At 69.1% G+C, this 15,861-nt stretch carries 22 protein-coding genes, 1 tRNA gene and 1 pseudogene; 5 read left to right on the top strand and 19 right to left on the bottom strand.

Features of this window, described 5'->3' with window-relative positions; genetic code table 11:
• The first annotated feature begins 9 nt into the window (after nucleotides 1-9).
• Complete coding sequence (locus E0H26_RS28200) at nucleotides 10-702, top strand: winged helix-turn-helix domain-containing protein (RefSeq protein ID WP_131309399.1); 693 nt, start codon at nucleotides 10-12, stop codon at nucleotides 700-702.
• Nucleotides 703-761: 59 nt separating this feature from the next.
• Nucleotides 762-836, top strand: a tRNA-Arg gene (locus tag E0H26_RS28195).
• 135 nt (nucleotides 837-971) lie between these two features.
• Here E0H26_RS28195 and E0H26_RS28190 read toward each other — a convergent pair.
• Complete coding sequence (locus tag E0H26_RS28190) at nucleotides 972-2,255, bottom strand: tyrosine-type recombinase/integrase (protein WP_240742438.1); 1,284 nt, start codon at nucleotides 2,253-2,255, stop codon at nucleotides 972-974.
• An 80-nt stretch (nucleotides 2,256-2,335) separates the two neighbouring features.
• On the bottom strand, nucleotides 2,336-2,557 hold the full coding sequence (locus tag E0H26_RS28185; protein WP_131309395.1) for a helix-turn-helix transcriptional regulator: 222 nt from the start codon (nucleotides 2,555-2,557) through the stop codon (nucleotides 2,336-2,338).
• A 339-nt stretch (nucleotides 2,558-2,896) separates the two neighbouring features.
• Between E0H26_RS28185 and E0H26_RS28180 the strand changes: the two genes are divergently transcribed.
• Nucleotides 2,897-3,373, top strand: coding sequence for a hypothetical protein (locus tag E0H26_RS28180; protein WP_131309393.1), 477 nt, complete (start codon nucleotides 2,897-2,899; stop codon nucleotides 3,371-3,373).
• A gap of 273 nt (nucleotides 3,374-3,646) precedes the next feature.
• On the opposite strand, the gene E0H26_RS28175 is transcribed toward E0H26_RS28180, so the two are convergent.
• From E0H26_RS28175 to E0H26_RS28110, 16 genes and pseudogenes are all read right to left on the bottom strand, one after another.
• The gene (locus tag E0H26_RS28175; protein WP_131309391.1) at nucleotides 3,647-5,203 is read right to left on the bottom strand and encodes a hypothetical protein; all 1,557 of its coding nucleotides are present in this window, start codon (nucleotides 5,201-5,203) and stop codon (nucleotides 3,647-3,649) included.
• On the bottom strand, nucleotides 5,200-6,249 hold the full coding sequence (locus E0H26_RS28170; protein WP_240742437.1) for a bifunctional DNA primase/polymerase: 1,050 nt from the start codon (nucleotides 6,247-6,249) through the stop codon (nucleotides 5,200-5,202). The genes E0H26_RS28175 and E0H26_RS28170 overlap by 4 nt, the downstream gene beginning before the upstream one ends.
• 105 nt (nucleotides 6,250-6,354) lie before the next feature.
• Nucleotides 6,355-6,579: a hypothetical protein gene (locus E0H26_RS28165; protein ID WP_131309387.1), complete on the bottom strand. Its 225-nt coding sequence runs from the start codon at nucleotides 6,577-6,579 to the stop codon at nucleotides 6,355-6,357.
• A 4-nt stretch (nucleotides 6,580-6,583) separates the two neighbouring features.
• Nucleotides 6,584-6,873: pseudogene (locus E0H26_RS28160) on the bottom strand (hypothetical protein).
• Complete coding sequence (locus E0H26_RS28155) at nucleotides 6,870-7,142, bottom strand: hypothetical protein (RefSeq protein WP_131309384.1); 273 nt, start codon at nucleotides 7,140-7,142, stop codon at nucleotides 6,870-6,872. Before E0H26_RS28155 ends, E0H26_RS28160 begins: the two are co-directional and overlap by 4 nt.
• A gap of 189 nt (nucleotides 7,143-7,331) precedes the next feature.
• Nucleotides 7,332-9,458, bottom strand: coding sequence for an FtsK/SpoIIIE domain-containing protein (locus E0H26_RS28150; protein WP_131309382.1), 2,127 nt, complete (start codon nucleotides 9,456-9,458; stop codon nucleotides 7,332-7,334).
• A gap of 102 nt (nucleotides 9,459-9,560) precedes the next feature.
• A complete protein-coding gene (locus tag E0H26_RS29495) occupies nucleotides 9,561-9,728 on the bottom strand; it encodes a hypothetical protein (protein WP_165522016.1) in 168 nt (55 codons plus the stop codon).
• A gap of 104 nt (nucleotides 9,729-9,832) precedes the next feature.
• Nucleotides 9,833-10,021 carry a hypothetical protein gene (locus E0H26_RS28145; protein ID WP_131309380.1) on the bottom strand — a complete coding sequence of 63 codons (189 nt, stop codon included), beginning with the start codon at nucleotides 10,019-10,021 and terminating at the stop codon, nucleotides 9,833-9,835.
• Nucleotides 10,018-10,164 carry a hypothetical protein gene (locus E0H26_RS29490; RefSeq protein ID WP_165522015.1) on the bottom strand — a complete coding sequence of 49 codons (147 nt, stop codon included), beginning with the start codon at nucleotides 10,162-10,164 and terminating at the stop codon, nucleotides 10,018-10,020. Before E0H26_RS29490 ends, E0H26_RS28145 begins: the two co-directional genes overlap by 4 nt.
• 101 nt (nucleotides 10,165-10,265) lie before the next feature.
• Entirely contained in the window at nucleotides 10,266-10,451 is a 186-nt protein-coding gene (locus E0H26_RS28140; RefSeq protein ID WP_131309378.1) for a hypothetical protein, read from the bottom strand.
• Between the two features lie 95 nt (nucleotides 10,452-10,546).
• Complete coding sequence (locus E0H26_RS28135; RefSeq protein ID WP_131309376.1) at nucleotides 10,547-10,978, bottom strand: DUF3307 domain-containing protein; 432 nt, start codon at nucleotides 10,976-10,978, stop codon at nucleotides 10,547-10,549.
• A 99-nt stretch (nucleotides 10,979-11,077) separates the two neighbouring features.
• Nucleotides 11,078-11,269 (bottom strand): hypothetical protein, encoded by a 192-nt coding sequence (locus E0H26_RS28130; RefSeq protein ID WP_131309374.1) that lies wholly within the window; start codon nucleotides 11,267-11,269, stop codon nucleotides 11,078-11,080.
• On the bottom strand, nucleotides 11,269-12,096 hold the full coding sequence (locus tag E0H26_RS28125) for an ABC transporter permease (protein ID WP_131309372.1): 828 nt from the start codon (nucleotides 12,094-12,096) through the stop codon (nucleotides 11,269-11,271). Before E0H26_RS28125 ends, E0H26_RS28130 begins: the two co-directional genes overlap by 1 nt.
• Nucleotides 12,093-12,404 (bottom strand): hypothetical protein, encoded by a 312-nt coding sequence (locus E0H26_RS28120; protein WP_131309421.1) that lies wholly within the window; start codon nucleotides 12,402-12,404, stop codon nucleotides 12,093-12,095. The genes E0H26_RS28125 and E0H26_RS28120 overlap by 4 nt, the downstream gene beginning before the upstream one ends.
• A 26-nt stretch (nucleotides 12,405-12,430) precedes the next feature.
• Entirely contained in the window at nucleotides 12,431-12,805 is a 375-nt protein-coding gene (locus E0H26_RS28115) for an RRQRL motif-containing zinc-binding protein (RefSeq protein ID WP_131309370.1), read from the bottom strand.
• On the bottom strand, nucleotides 12,805-13,044 hold the full coding sequence (locus E0H26_RS28110) for a DUF6284 family protein (protein WP_131309368.1): 240 nt from the start codon (nucleotides 13,042-13,044) through the stop codon (nucleotides 12,805-12,807). The genes E0H26_RS28115 and E0H26_RS28110 overlap by 1 nt, the downstream gene beginning before the upstream one ends.
• A gap of 593 nt (nucleotides 13,045-13,637) precedes the next feature.
• On the opposite strand from E0H26_RS28110, the gene E0H26_RS28105 reads away from it, so the two are divergent.
• Complete coding sequence (locus tag E0H26_RS28105) at nucleotides 13,638-14,504, top strand: GntR family transcriptional regulator (RefSeq protein ID WP_131309366.1); 867 nt, start codon at nucleotides 13,638-13,640, stop codon at nucleotides 14,502-14,504.
• Nucleotides 14,501-15,196 (top strand): HAD family hydrolase, encoded by a 696-nt coding sequence (locus E0H26_RS28100; RefSeq protein WP_131309364.1) that lies wholly within the window; start codon nucleotides 14,501-14,503, stop codon nucleotides 15,194-15,196. The genes E0H26_RS28105 and E0H26_RS28100 overlap by 4 nt, the downstream gene beginning before the upstream one ends.
• Nucleotides 15,197-15,243: 47 nt before the next feature.
• On the opposite strand, the gene E0H26_RS29485 is transcribed toward E0H26_RS28100, so the two are convergent.
• Nucleotides 15,244-15,861, bottom strand: a 618-nt coding sequence (locus E0H26_RS29485; RefSeq protein ID WP_165522014.1) for a hypothetical protein, incomplete at its 5' end; no start/stop codon positions are given.

Below are 15,861 nucleotides of genomic sequence, written 5' to 3'. Positions count from 1 at the left end.
GTCCAGGACGTGGGGGTTGCACTCAGAGACGCACGGCGTTCCGTCACCAGCTGGTGCCGGCGCCACACCATCGGCGGTGACGGGGCGGTGGCAGCCGTCCGTCGCGGACAGCGGCAGGGCGAGCCGGGAGCGCTCAGCCGCGAACAGGAGCTGGAACTGATCGACGCCCTCCGGGGCGTCCACCCCGACGAGTTCGGCCTGGACGACGAGCTGTGGACCCGGCAGAGCCTGCACGCCCTGATCGAGCAGCACTTCGGGCTGACCCTCGACCCCGGGACCGTCGGGGCGTACCTGCGAGCCTGGGGGTTGGGGCCGCGCGAGCCCCGCGAGCGGGCCTGCGGCCTCTGCGTCGGCGCGGTCGAGCGCTGGGTACGCAGCGAGTACCCGGCGATCACCCGCGCCGCCCAGGAACACGTCGCCGAGGTCTACTGGCTCGGCCGGGTCCGGCTACGCGGCACCATGCCGGCCGCCGACGTGGTCTCCGCCGTCTCGTCCCGGGGCCGGGTCCGCTTCATGATCACCACACCGTCGGTCGACCCGGCACTGCCCCGCGACTTCGTCCTGCGGCTCAGCGGCGCGGAACAACGCACGGTACACCTGATCGTGGACGGCTCCTGGGCCCGCAACGAGTGGCCGCGCCGGCTACCCCGACGGATCGTGCCGCACCCGCTGCCAAGCTGCGGGCGCGCCCAGGCCGCCTGACTCGCCGATACCGATTCGGCGTTCGGCTACGGGGTTTGCTAGTCTTCTCCAGTCGCTGAGCCCCCGTAGCTCAGGGGATAGAGCACCGCCCTCCGGAGGCGGGGGCGCAGGTTCGAATCCTGCCGGGGGCACCAGAGCGGACCAGCACGAAAAGGCCGTTGACCAGGGCAAACCCGGTCAACGGCCTTACTCGTATGTCCGGCTGTGTCCGGCCGTCACCGGCCCGTGGCGGTCGTCTGCGCCATATACGTGCCCAAGTTTGGCGGGGGTCAGCCGTGGCCTAGCGCCCGTTCGATGCGCTGCCGCAGCACCGCGTCTCCGCCGTCAAGGCACTTGGCGTAGATCCTGAGCAGCACCTCCACCGACTGTCCGGCCAACTCGGCTACCTGAGTCGGCGGCACGCCCTCGTTGAGCCACGTCGACACCGCCGCGTGCCGCAGGTCGTACGGCGTGCGGGCCAGCGGCGAGGCGTAGACCTCGGGTGTGAACACGGCGGCCCGTGCCCACCTCCACACGCGGTTGATCGTGCCCTTGGGTAACTCCTCCTTGTTGCGCTCCCCCACGAACAGCCGGCCACCCGGGCCGAACCCGAACATGTCGATGTGCGCGTTGATGATCGCGGTCAGTTCCGGCGGGCAGGGAACCGAGCGCGTCTCGCCGCGCGCTCGCTGCTTGAGTTGGCGACTGTCCCGGTTCTTGCCGCTGTCGGTCCACTCCCGACCGGCGTGCGGTTCGGCTCCGTCGAGAGTGAATTCTCCCCACCCTTTCTCTGGTAGGTGGAGGTTCGGTTTGGCGAGGCGTACGGCTTCCTCGGGCCGCATCGCGGCGTAGTACAGGCAGGCGTAGAACGCGACCATGCGCGGCCCGATACGTCCCTGGTCCCGGACCCCTTCCAGTAGAGTGCGCGCTTGCACCGGGTTAGCCACTGCCCGCCTATCGATGGTGGCGACCGTCTTCGGCGGCTTCCATTTCAACTGTGGCAACGGATTCGCGGGCAGTAGCCGTTTCTCTACCGCGTATTCAATGGCGGTGTTGAGAATCTTCCGGCGACGGCTGATGACGCTCGGGGCGGCGGGAGCGCCGTCAAGGCGTACGGTCAGCCCGTCCAGCACGGGCCGCAAAACCTCCGGGCGGCTCATGCTGGCCACGTCGCGGGTGTTTCGCTTCACCCAATCGAGAGTGGACCGCACCTCTGCGGGCACGTCCTCTGCCTCGCGGCGGGAAGTGTTGAACGCCCACCGGCCCAACGCGTAGCGCAACAGCTTCCCGTCCGGGCGGCCTTTCGTGCCGGTGAGCATGAGCACGGTCAGCGCGGTCAACGCCTCTGCGTGGGTGCGGCGCGTCGTGGCGGCCACGTGCGGCCACTTCATGTCCGCGAAGGAACAGGCGAGTTCGTACCACGTACTGACCTTGGCGGACGGGCGCATTGAGAGCGGGCGGCCCGTCTCGATGTCGAAAGCCTCACCCTTGCGGGTTGCAGTGATCAGTCCCGATCGGAAGCTGTCCGCAAGAGCTTTCGTCTTGAACACCGATTTGTGTTGCCGGTCGGCCACGCGCCACCGAACCCGGTACGTCTTCCCTCTTGCCCCGTCGTACGTTTGCGTTGACCAAATCCGTACGTCATAGCTCGTGTTCAAGCAACCTCCTCATAGAGCGAGTCAAGCCAGGTTTCGTAGTCGCGGCGCTCGATTCGGATCTCGCCGTTCGGCAGCTTCCGAGACGGCGGACCTTTCCGCTTTGCCCGCCAGTCGTAGAAGGTCGACCGGGTGATTCCAAGCTCGTGACAGATGTCAGCGATGGTGAGGTGGCGATTCGGGCGGGGTGCCGCCGTGGCGCGTCGAATGGGGGTGGTCATCGGGGTGTCCTTCCTCGGAGTGCCGCCGAGGTGAAGGCGGGGGTGGTCCGGAGGGCGGGGCAAGGCGGGTTCCGTGGTGCCGTGGCGGGTGCGCTGCGCAGCCTGATTCGCACGATGACCGCCTTCTGGCGACCGGCGGGCAGATGCGGAGGGCCGGTAAGGCGTTGCCGCAGAACGGCGTAGGGCGACCCACTGAGAGCGCCGTAGACGCATGATCCGGGCAGGGTTGGTGTACGGCGTAGGGCCGGTGCGTCTGTGTGGCTCTCAGCGGGTAGCGGAAGCTGGTCGACTTGGGCGTGGGTGCTGCCGTGAGTGCAGTGGAAGCGGCAAGATGTGCTGATGGGCTATGAGATCTTCGATCCGTTTGAAGGTGCGCCGGACACCGTCGACGTGGGGGTGTGGTTGGAGCAGCAAGGCTGGTCCGAGTTTTTAGGCGTCGGTGATGAACTCTCCTACCTGCGTGTCCAGTCGTACCGGCGGACGGTGGACGGGCGGGATGAGTTCATCGTTGATGTCTGGGATATGGCGCAAGGGTCCCCGTTCGTCAAGGTCAACAATTTCGGGGAGTTGATGGACTTGTTGGCGCGGTGGGCTCCTGCGGTTCAAGCGACGGCTCTGGTGTCCGTGGTCGACAGCCTGCGCTCCGACAATCTGCTAACGGACGGCGTTGCCGAACTTCTGGGGGCGAAGGTTGCGTTCGGTGCCTCGGATGGTTTGCCAGCGCTTCGTGAGCAAGCGCGGCAACAGGCGGCTTACCGCCGCCAGGTCGCGGAGCAGCGCAAGGCCGCTCGGGAAACGGCTGAGCCGTCGTCGTAGTCCTGCCGCGCGGTCCTCCACTGATTGCGGGAGGGCTGAACCATCTCGGTATCTCGGCATCTCGGCAAACGTGGTGTTGACCTGCGTGAACGTGTGCCGAGATGGTGTTGGTGGGGTTCTCGGCATCTCGGCAAACCGGTGTCATCTCGGCAGATGGTTGCCGAGTTGCCGAGATTGAAGGCTGTCTACGGGGTTGATCTCGGCAGGGTGTTTCTGCTGGTGGTGGGCTGGTTCTGCCGAGATGCCGAGATACCGAGATGGTTCAGCGGGTTTTCATCCGTCGCGGTGTTCGGCCCAGTAGACGGCGCGTCCTCGGTCGTTGGTGCCGGTGCGGACGACGTGGTGGCCGCGCCAGCGTCCGGCTTGCCCGGTGAGGAGTTTGCCGAGTTGTAGCGGGTTGGGTAGTCGGCCGGAGTCGGTGGTGATGAATTGGCCGTCCCACGGGTCGTGGGTGTCGCTGCCGAAGTGTGTGGGTTCGGCGTCGCTGCGGAGTTCGGCGGCGGTCATGCGTCGGTCGCCGTGGCGGTCGTGCCAGGTGGTGAGGAACGCACCCCACCGTTGTTCGCCTTGGTCGATGTCGCGGACGTCGGCGGCGTTGGTGAGGAATCCGTCGATGTCGTGGTGGGCGAGGAACCCGCCGAGGTGCTGTGCCCACGGCGTGAACTGCCGCATCGTCACCCCGGTCACGCGTGGTGCTCCGTGGCGCGTCCAGTCGAGCACGAGGACGAGTAGGTGCCACAGGACGGTGAGTTGGTTGGCGGGGTTCGTGATCCACTGGTCGAGGTGGGGAATGCCGAATCCGGACTGGTCGCGCAGTTCGGGGCGGGGCATGTCGGGGTCGAGGTGCACGCGGACGGTGCGGGAGGCCATGTCTCCGCCGACTTGCAGGTTGTTGCCAGTGGCCATCCACAGCCGGTCGTTGGTGGTGGCGATGTTGCGGGACGCGCCCAACTGCCGGTCGGACCACTCTCCGGCGGTGACGAGTAGGGCGAGGGTGGGTGAGTCGATGACGGTTCCCTCGGCGAGGTTGTCCCAGATGACGACGCCGACCTGTTCGGTGAACACGGCGGTGATGGACTTGCGCAACTCTTCGTCGGCGTAGGCCCAGGGCATGACGCGCTGGCCGTAGAGCATGCCGGGACCGGCGGTGAGGATGGACTTACCGGAGGACGGCATGGTGGCGTCGATCAGCGCGAACGGGGTCAGGGAGCGGGTGAAGTGCCGCAGGATCGGCGTGGCCAACAGCGCGATGTAGTTGGCCCGATCGGCGGCGGACGACCAGGGGAAGTCCCGCAGGAACCTGCCGAGCAGGAACCGGCGCGCGTCGGCCACCTGTTCGGTGGTGGGCGCGTCCGGGACGGGCGGTAGCGCGACCTTGGAGGCGAGGTAGAAGCCGGTGGCCGGGTCGTAGCCGGGGGCCTGCAACAGGGTGCCGTCACGGCGCAGCACCGGCGCGCCGATGACGCCGCGCAGACCGGGAACGCCCGGCCACGTCTTCCCGGCGAGCACCGACGACAGAACCTCGCGGGAGGGGGTGGCCTCTTCCTCGTAGGTCTGCGGGTTGCCCTTCTCGTCCTTGCGGGACTTCACCCGGTAGACGTAGGCGTGTTCGGCCAGCAGCCCGGCCAACCCGGCGGGGTTGATCGGACTCGCACTGACCGGTAGCGGGGAGTCCTCGTCCGTGGCGGCGGCCACCCCACCGGACACGGCTTCCATGTGCACCAGCGACCCGCCGGACACGTACGTGTCCGGCAACAGGCCGTCGACCAACGCGGCCTTGAGCGCCCGGATGCTCTCCGGGCCGGTCCCGATCTGCACCCGCCCGGTCATGCCACCCTCCCCAGCTCGGCTAGCCGCCGTGGCCGGCGCGCACCGACGCGCAGCCCGGACGCGATGGTCCGCGCTATCTCCCGATCGGTCAGGGGCCGCCGTCCGGGCAGCGACCGGGCGGCGGGTTCCAGCACCGCGTACACGTCGGTGTCGGTCAGGGCACCTCCGGCCACCAACTGACCGAGCGCCACCGCCGAGGTGAACAGGGCATGGTTACGGGCACCCTCACCGGCGCCGGTGAGGTGGTCGACCTGACGGCGGATCGCCGCAGCCACATACCGGCCGCGCCGGTCCGCCGGAAGCGGCACCGTCGCGGGTCGGGCCGCCGGGCGGGCCGGTGGTGCGGTCAGGGTGGCGATCCAGCCCGGTAGCGGGGCGGGTTCGCAGTCCAACGCCACCTCGTAGGGGCGGCCCGCCACGCTGGAGCCTGCGGCGACGACGTAGCCGCCGTGGGCGCGGGTGTCGACCTTCCACCCCAACCCGCGTCCCCGGTCGCTGGTGGTGTTGCGCAGCACCGGCCCGCCGTCCGGGTGAAGGTAGTACAGGTGGCTACCGCCGCTCGGCGTGAGCACCGTGTACGTCACGTCGATCCCGGCCCGAGGTGGATCGTCCTCGCCGAACCCGCCGCACGGGTCGATGGGGGTGCCGTGCCGGGCCGCGAGGATCGAGAACACGTCCAACCCGTCGCACGCACCCTGCCACTCGGCCGGGGGCATGTCGTCGGGGTGCTTGGGCACGTCGAGGTCGACCACGACCAACCCGGACGGGCCACACGCGATCCCCACGCCGTAGGGGCGGGTCGACCAGGCGCGGCGGATGCGGGTCGGGTCGGTGGTGGCGCGTTCCTCCCACCCGACGTGCCGCCCGGCGGCCCGGCAGCGCGGGTCGCTGCGGTCGCAGCGGTCGGCGGTGCACCGGTTCGGGAACGCGGGCCGCTTCGCCCCGTCCGGGTCGCTGGCGTCGGGTCGGTCGGGGCGCAGCGGGAAGACGTGCCACCCCCGCGCCGCGTAGGCGAGAGCGCAGGTCAGCAGATCGGCAAAGGGCACGACGAAACCTCTCCTTCCGTTCAGGTGAATGTCGGCGGCGGCGCATCGGTGGCCGGGTCGGGGCGGACGCTGGCCACCGGGTGGTGAGCGCGCGAAGCGCGCCGATCAGGTCAGGCGGCCATCGGCCGCGCCGGGGCGCGAGTGTCGGGCCGGTCGGCGGCGGTGGTGGTGCTCGTGGGCGCAGGCGGCGCAGGCGCTCCGTTGCAGGTAGACCTCCCGGCCGCTCTGGGTGTGGGTGGCGTCGATGCGGTGTCGGCAGACGTGCGGGTACGGCTCGTCGTCGGTCACCGGCCGTCCCATCGCGGCGCTGGCGACAAGCCACCGGGCCATCGGGTCACCACCTCGGCCGAGGTCGACCCGCGATCGCGGCCCGGGTCACGGCCTGCCGCAAGTCACCGAGCAGCCCACAACCAACTGACGGCGGGCCGCCACCTCCGCCGGGGCCAGCGCCACACGGACGCGAACCTCAGCGTGGTCGCGCCCGGCAGTCGTCCGCACCCGCACCAGCACGGCCCGCGCCCGGCCGTTGATGTCGACCACGATTTCGTCGGAGCGGTGTTCGCCGAGGTTGCAGCGGTGGTCCCGGCCGCACCAGTCGGTGTGACCGGCGGCCCGCCGGGTCACCGGCCGACTCTGCGGACGCGGCGGATGTAGTTGACCGTCCGGCGTCCGATGCGCAGCCGCAGACCGGTCCCGGCGCAGCGGCGGCAGTCGGGCCGCCCATGGATGGCGCGGGGGTGGGTGATGCGGCGGCGTAGCCGGTCCCAGAGGCGGGGTGGGGCGGTACCGGTGCCCTTGCAGCGGTGACAGGCAGTGAACGGCCGGACGTAGCAGGCGGCGGCGTAACCGACAGCAACGATCAGGGCAATTCCGGCGAACCAGACTACGGACATTCCGGGCATGTTTGTGCTGGTAGCGGCCACGATGAGGGTCACTTGGGGCTCCAAACAGGGGGTAACCGGCGGTAGGCGGTGTGGGCCGCTACCGCTACCGGTGAAGATCGGCGCAGGTGGGGCCGGTAGCGGTCTGGGTAGAGTTCGCTCTACCTCTGTCCGGACCGCTACCGGCCGCGCTACCGGTTCTCAATCGGGGGTGCTGTCGCGTTCGGCGAGTGCCTTGGTGAGGTTGTCCAGGTACAGGCCGGACCGGTTGGCGCCCTTCACCTTCACTTGGCGTGAGCACTCGACCTTCTTGCCGCGCACCAACGCGGACAGCGCGTCGGGGGTGAGCGACGAGTACGCGTCGGGGAACCGATCGGCCAGTCGGGTGGTCAACACCTCCCAGTGCTGGCCTCGTTCGTCGGCCACCCACACCGCCCGAAGGTCATCGAGGATGTCCCGCGCCGTGGGCATGTCCACGGCGGCGGCGGTGCCGCCGCGCAACGCCACGCCCCGGGCGCAGATCTTCTCGATGGCGGCCCGGTCGAGGTAGGCGGCGCGGGCGGAGACCATCGGCCCGTAGCCGACCCGCACACCCCACCCGGAGTCGACACCCACCTCAAAGCGGGTCGGCTGGGCACCCTGCCGGTACGCGCCGGTGCCCAACGCGAGGTCGACTTCGACGTGTGACGGCACGGCGAGGCAGGTGCGGTTGGCGATGTTGGACGTGACGCCCTTGGGCAGCGACTCCTTGTCGATGCGCTGCGTCATCAGCACCAGGTGGATACCCAGCGCCCGGCCCCGTTTGATGATGCTGGTCATCGCTGCCGCGCTCGACTTGCCGATCTCCGGATCGGTGATGAGTTCCTGAACCTCATCGATCGCGGCCACGACCGGCCGCAACCGGGCGTCCTTCGCCGCGATGGCCCGGTTGAGCTTGTTCTCGCTGTTCAGCCCTTGGGTGGCGTAGTGCTTGATGCGCGGCCCGCGCACGTCGCACTCCTTGAGCAGCCACATCAACATCTGGTAGGCGGCCTGCTTCGTGCCCTCGTCCGCACCCGACCCGAACAGGTCCGGCGGGCACAGCGGTTCGAACGCGTCGAAGTCCCCGCGCCCGGCCAGGTCGAACACCGCGAACTGCACCAGGGGGTCCAGCGCCATCCCGGCCATGACCACCCGCGCGGACAGGGACTTACCCGACCCGGGGAACCCGGCGAACAGGCTGTTGCGCTCATCCATCCGGTAGTCCACCGGCCGCATGCGCGGGTCGAACCCGTACACGAACGGCTTGAAGTAGTCCGTCTGCCCACCCCGCAGCAACGGCCACGGCGGCTGCTTCATCGCCGACACCGGCCGGTCGGCCACCCACAACGCCAGTCGGGACGGGTGCTCACGGGGCATGACCTCCGGCCACACCTGATCCACCGGCAGGCGCAGGCCACCGGCCAGCAGTTCCCGCTTCTCCACCACGTCCACCGCGATGACCCCATCGGGCAGGTCCACGATGGCCAGGTAACCCGGACCGTCCCGGCGGATCTCCCCCACCCCGGCCGGGAACACGATGTCCTCGGGCCGTTTGACCAGGCCGGTGGCCATGATGCCCTTGCGGGTCAGTTCGGCGGTCAGCTTGCGGTAGACCGGGCGGACCACCGTGCGGGCCAGGATCGGCTTGTCCAGGGGTCGCCCGTGCCGGGCCAAGCCGACCAGCCCAGCGGCGAGGACGGGCACCTTCACCCACCACGGCGTGAGGTCGGACGCGAGGACCAGACCGCCGGTGCCAGCAGTCAGGGTGCCTGCGCCGGTGACCCACCACCGCCACGACGCCTGCCGCATCCGGTGCCGGTCCAGGTCAAGCCACGTCTTCGGATCGTTGCGGTTGGCGGCGTCCTGCCGCAGATGCCAGTTCCCCGTCTCAGCGCTCGTCCACCCGAGGACCTGACCGACCAGACGGGCCGCACCCTTCGGGGCGTACCAGGCGACCTTGCCCGCATACACCGGCGACAACGCCAGGTGGGTGCCCACGTGGTAGCCGGCGGAGTTGACCGCGCGGCGCAGCATGTCGCGACGCTGACCGGGGTCGGTCAGCCACAACGGCAGCACCGGGCCGCCGCGCCGGTCGAGCAGCTCGGAGAGGTCCGGGCGACGGTCGGGCGGGTCGACCACCTCACCGACCAGCACCGGTTCCGGGGCAACCGTCTCCGCGTCGGCCGCGTCGGCGGCGGACAAGCCTTGCGCGGCGGCGGCCCGGTCCGCTCGCCGCTGCGCCAGATCCACGATGCGGGCCGCCTTCTCATCCGGCGGCCCGGCGGGGGTGATGGGTTCGCTGGTCATGATGGGGGTTCCTCCACCGGTTGCAGGTGATCGGGGGTAGGGGGCGGCGGCACGGCACGGTGGGTAGCCAGGGGCCGTGCCGCCGGACAGGGATGGGTTAGGTCAGCGACGCCACCAGGGGAGGTTCTTCTCGGCGTCGAGCACGCGGCGGTTCGCGGCCAGGTACTCCGGCGTCACGTCCCGGGTCTTGCTGCTGACCCGCGCCAACTCGGCGCGGGCGTCCTTGTGCTCCCGGATCGCGGCACGCCGCTCGTCCTTGCTCTTGCCCATCAGGGGGTGCTCCCTTCCGGCCGTCCAGACGCTCTGGCGGCCACCACCGCCACCGGGCAATGGGCCGGTGGCGACAGAAGCGGTCAGACGTTGCGGGCGGGGGGTTAGCGGCTGTCGCGCGGCGCGGCCCGGCCGTTGAGCTGCTGCCTGGCGCGGTGAACTTCCGGGCTGTTGCGCAGGGCTTGGCGCTGCTGCTCGGCGGCGGTCCGGTCGGCGGATCTGCCGGTGGCGGCGGCGACGGCTTCGGCGTCTTGCCACTGCTGGTAGGCGGCGGTGAACCGCTTCGCGCTCACCGGGTGGCCTGCCGGTCGGCGTTGGCGCGGTTGCGGTCGTCGGCCTGCCGCTGCGCTTCGGCCATCTGCGCCAGGCGAGCGTCACGGTTGCGGGTCACGCGCCGGTCGTGCTGTTCCCGATACTGCGGGTCGGAGATGTGCATACTGGTGGTCCTCCCAATGCCCTTCGGGTTGCGGGGATGGACCGGCGGCACAGCGAGGTTTCCTAGGCCAGGTGCTGTGCCGCCGGGTGAAACGGTGGTGGTCAGCGGCGGCCCTTGTGCTGCTGGGAGAGTCGCCCGAAGCGGATGCGCTCGTCCTCGTCGAGCACGGTCGGGGTGCGACCGGCGGCCCGCTCGTCGCGGATCTGCCGGTCGATGTGCTTGGGGTCGACCTTGATCTCACGGGACCGGCCGTTGGCGTCTTCGCTGAACAGGAACTTGCGGCCCACGCGGGGCTCCCTTCCCAGTGGCGGCGGTCAGCGGGTCTGACCGCTCCCACACGGGCACCCACCACGGCGGGTGTGGGGGTGCCCGATGGGAGTGGTCAGGCCGCGCAGAACAGGGCCGCGATGAACAGGAAGCCGGTGTGCCAGGACTGGTCCAGGGCGTACATGCCGCCACCTCGGGTCAGCCAGTGCGGGTCCTTGCCCAGCAGTTCGGCAAGGCGACGCAACGGGGTGCGCCGATCGGCGATGTAGTGCGACACCGCCGACACGGTCAACCCGACCCCGACGCCCCACGGGTCCAGGCGCAGGCCGGTGGCGAGGATCAGGGTGGCCAGGGCGACGGCGGCGGTGAGGGTGTAGGAGGCGACGTGGGCGGCGCAGGCGAGGCGGCCCGGCCATCCGGGCTCGCTCTTGCAGTCGGCCTGCCGCTGCGTCTGCACCCAGTGATCCGCCACCTGATGCGCGGCATAGAGAGCGGCGAACACGGCCGCGAACGCGACAGCGCCCGCACCGGTCGGATCTGCGAACATGAAGGTTCTCTCCCAAAGGTCCGTGAGGGCTGAACGGGGATGAGGACCGGCGGCACAGCACTGGTTTCTGAGGCCGTGGGGCTGTGCCGCCGGGCGAAATCAGTCGGTGATCGTGGTGCCGTCTGCGCGTCGCTGCCGCTCGTCGGCGGCCCATCCGTGGATCTGCCCTTGCACGTGCGGCGGCAGACTGCGCCAGGCGGCGCGGGTGGTGTCGTCGCGGTGGGTTTGGGTCACGGCCCACTCGGCAACGATGTTCACCAGGTCCTGCCCGGTCGCCTTGCGCTTGCCCATCAGTGGTCCTCGCGGACGAGGTGCGCCAGGGCAGCGCCCATGCCGAGGACGGCGACCGGCAGGCACGCCACGGCGGTGGTGATCCACCACGGGGCCGAGGTGACTCCGGCCGCTTCCAGGAGGTGATAGGCCACCTGGCCGAGCGCGCCGACCAGAAGTGAGGCGATCGCAGACCACTTGGCGAACCGCAGCGCCCGGTCCGGGACGCGGCCGGACAGCCACACGTACAGGGCGTACGCGCCGTACGTCTCCACACCGATCGGAAGGGTGATCGCGGAGTTGATGGAGAAGCTGTCCCAGATCCCCGGCAGGGGGTGAACCACCCCGAACCCGGTGAGTTCACCGAGTCCGACCCACCCGGACCAGATGGCGACGAACGCGGGCAGCGCCAGCAGCACCACCGGCCACACCACAGCGCGACGGGCGGGCCGGGACGTGATGTTGGTGCCCGGGTCTACGACGGGTACGGGCTGCGCCTCCACCGGCGGCGCGATGGTGTCGGCGGGCGGCGGCGAGTCCGCCACCGGGGCGGGGGTGGCCGGGTCGGTCGGGGTGGACTCATCCGGGACCGCCGGATCCGCCGGGGGTGGGGTGGGTTCGGGCGTGGGGTCGATGTCGAGCGTCGGGGGTACGTCGGGGGTGCGGGTCAGCTCGGCCAAGATGGCGTCGGCCTTCGGCCCGCCCACCCGCAGTTCCTTCTTGATCCGGTTGCGGGACGGAACCGTGCCGAGCCGGTCGGCCAGGTCCCGCGCGGCGGGCACCAGTTCGTCCACCGGCTTCGGGTACGCGGACAGCACGGACGGGTGAGTGAACGTGCGGCCGCTCATCCCTCCACCGCCAGCGCGGAGAGCCGGTCGACGGTGGCCGGGGCGAGAGCCGGCCCGCTGGTGTACTCCTTGGCGTAGGCGTAGATCTCCCACCCGTGCCAAGTCGGATAGGCGTACATCGTCCGGTAGGGGCGGCCGTCGTCGGTGGTGCCGGTGCGCTCGGCGGTCAGCATGTCCGGGTCGGTGAGTCCGGCCAGGTGCAGCCACGACCGCAGGTCGGCGATGCTGTCGAAGTCGAACGCCAGCGACACACCATCGGTGTTGGTCTGGAAGTGCTTCGGGTCGGCCAGCAACAGCAACTCGGCCAGCACGGCACGGCGACTCTTACGGCTGCTCACGGGGCTACTCCTTCGGGATAGGCACAGTCAACGCACTCACCGAGCGAGCGCGGAATGCAGTAGGGCCGGACCACACCGCAGACACGGCAGGTACGACGGGCCGTCAGAGCGGCGTCGATCGCGCGGCGTTGGGCGGGGGTGGCGATGCGCTTCGGCCTAGCCAGCTCCACCCGGTACAGGTAGGCCGTGCGGGTACCGCCGACGCCGCGCCAGAGGATCTGCGCGGCCACCGGCTGACCACCGGGCCGCAGACCAGCGGCGCGCAGTTGACGGCGGGTGGCGTAGCCCGGCGGGGCACCCTTCCACCAGAACGTCGGGATCCCGTAGCGGGTCCCCTCCGGGTCGTGGAACGCGGCACGGATGCGGGACATCAGGCCGCGCGGTCCGGGCCGGTGGTGCGGGTGGCCACCTCGGCGGCGGCCCGCGTGACGCGGGACTCGGCCCGGCGCAGCCTGCGCCAGTCCAAGGCGGTCGGCCCGCCGTGATCCTCGGCGTAGATCAGGCTGATCTCCGCGTCGAGCACGTCCAGTTCGGCGGCGATCAGCGGCCACTCGGTGTCGATCGCGGCCAGGTCGGCGGCGGTCGGCCCGGCGGTGGCGCGGTGGGTCATCACTGGGTTCGGTTCCTTCCAGAACGGCGAGAACGCACCGGCGGGCACGCCCGGCAGTGACGCTCATCGGCAGCGAGCGGGGCGAGGCCGCCGCAGCGGTCGCAGGTCTTCCAGGTGACGTTGCTCTTGGTGGTCACACGGACAGCAGCGAAGACGCTCACGGTCATGACGGCTCACCTCCACAGCGGGGAATCAGAACGGGGAGCCCGGGGTGAGGCCGCGTGCCAGAGCAGCGCGAACCCCCACCCCGGGGTGAGTGCAGAGAGGCAGAAGACGTACCGCGCGCCAAGACCGGTCCACTCGGCCCGCTCGCCCGGGATCTACCGGGGTCGGCCACCATGTGGATCAAGGCGGGAATACCGCAGACCAGATCAAACGCGGCGTCTCTGCTATGGGCGATGTCAACGAACGACCACACGGCGGCCCGTTCGCGAACGCCACAGCCAAAGCCGCAACGCCGACGCAGCAACCAACCGGCTTGCCTTTCCTGGCTAGCCAGGTTCGACGAAATGAACTTAAGCCGCCTTGGCTAGTCAGGTCAAGGCCATGCGACGAACTTTCCGTGCTTGGCTAGTCAGAGCTAGGCTGACCTGGTGAGCGAGAACCTTGACTTCCTCGGCCAGCTAGATCCCGACGACCCGAAACAGGCGTCTCAGCAGATCGCGAACAAGCTGCGAGCGGCCATCCTCACGCGCCGACTCGCACCGGGCGACAAGCTACCGTCGCAACCCGAGCTAGCCACCCGCTACGGCGTAGCCCGAGAGACGGTCAAGCGAGCCCTGGACCTACTCCGGACCGAGCGGCTGATCGTCTCTCGGCAGGGAAGCGGCGCGTTCGTCCGAGCGCAGACACAGCGAGCCGTCGAGCTGCGCCCCCACATCGAAGCTGCGTTCGAGCGACCCCACGTCACCATCGACTTCGCGGGATTCTCCGGTGAGACGCTGCGCGACGCGCTCGCCGAGACCCTCGACAAGGTGCGCGTCGGTCGACTCGCGCCCGAGACGATCGCCGTGCGCGTCCTGATCTCCGACATGACCGCACCCATGGCACTGCCCGCACGGGCCGAGACACAATCCGACGATCCAGCGGTACGCGAGCGCGCCGAGCGAATCACCCGCCGAGCAGCAGACGGCATAATCGATCAGGTCACCGAGCTAGGCGACCTCGGCTTGATCCGGTCGACCACCGTTGAGGTGCGGATGCACCGAGCGTCCCCGCTGTTCAAGCTCTACATTCTCAACAGCGAAGAAGTCTTTTACGGCTTCTACCCAGTTACCGAACGCACCGTATCGATCAAGGGTGAGCCGATGGCTATCTATGACCTGATGGGCAAGGATGTGCCGCTGTTCCACTACGCCGTAACCGATGACGACACCTCACACGGTACGCAGTTCGTAGAGGCGTCCCGCCAATGGTTCGACTCGGTGTGGTCGACCATCGCTTACCGGTACGACGCATGAACGCCGACCTCGGTCGACTGCTCGGCGACGTGGACACATTGCTACTCGACTTCGACGGGCCGGTATGCAGCATCTTCGCGGGATACCCCGCACCGCAGGTTGCCGCCGAGCTGGTCGACGTACTGCGGCGTCTTAGGGTCGAGGTGCCGCCTGATCTTGCCAGCGAGCCAGACCCGCTTGAAGTGCTACGCCGAACCGGCGCGGTCGGCGACCAGGGCGTCACGCGGGCCATAGAAGACGCGCTTTGTGCAGCTGAAATCCGGGCCGTCGAGACTGCCGAACCGACGCCGTACGGGCGGGAAGTCATCGTGGCTGCCCGGCAAGCCGGAGTGCCGGTGGCGGTGGTCAGTAACAACTCAGCCGTCGCAGTGAGCACGTACCTCGTGGCGCATCGGCTCGCCGGGTATGTGTCACCGATTGTCGGTCGGTCGTACGCCGACCCGGATCGGATGAAGCCCAACCCTGCGCCGATCCTGCAAGCCGTAAACGCACTCGGCACTACGGCTGGCCGGTGCGTGCTGATCGGCGACTCGCTTTCGGATATCGACGGGGCGGGTGCTGCCGGAGTGCGGTCGATTGGCTACGCGAACCGGTCGGCAAAGGCCGAACGGTTTCGGGCCGCCGGGGCGGATGCAGTGATTACGAACATGGGCGAAGTGGCCACGTTGCTGATTGATGCGATCAGCGGTTGAGAGGCGGAAAGATTTAGGGTCAGCAAGATTGGTTGCGAACAGTGAGACTACTCTTTAGTCCACTTGCTGTAAGCCGCGTTTGCCATTGCCCCTAGGATGATGCTGCACAGTAAGGTGTAGGGAACTTCAAGCATGTCTGCTACGTCCGGCCTCTCCGTCTTGAGCATTACAAAGACGTAGGAAACTACGAACCAGACAAGTCCGACGGCTGTCCAGGCGGCACCGGGCTGTCGCAGCCATGCACCGAGTTCACGCAACGACTCTGCCCAGATTGAAAGAAGGGAAATTTCCGACTGGGTCAATTGGTCAACCCGCTCAACAGCCTGTTCGAGATTTTCCAGGACGATATCGAGCGTATTTGCGTAAAGGCTACTTGTGCCAGTGAGGGCCGTACGGTAAGTCGTCGCAGTGGCGAGGCTTCCCAGCATGACACGGAACTGGCTCCGGTGGGCCGCCATCATGTCGTCCAGGGCGGGTGACTGGATGCGGAGTTGGCTGCGTTGGGCGGCGACGATGTCCCGGAACTGGTCGGCGAACCGGCTCCGGTGGGCCGCCATCATGTCGTCCAGGGCGGGTGACTGGATGCGGAGTTGGCTGCGTTGGGCGGCGACGATGTCCCGGAACTGGTCGGCGAACCGGCTCCGGTGGGCCGCCATCATGTCGTC

It is taken from the genome of Micromonospora zingiberis, assembly GCF_004331455.1.
In the GTDB taxonomy this organism is placed as follows: domain Bacteria; phylum Actinomycetota; class Actinomycetes; order Mycobacteriales; family Micromonosporaceae; genus Micromonospora; species Micromonospora zingiberis.
The sequence above is the reverse complement of the archived record's forward strand: the minus strand, read 5'-3'. Positions and strand labels throughout refer to the sequence as shown.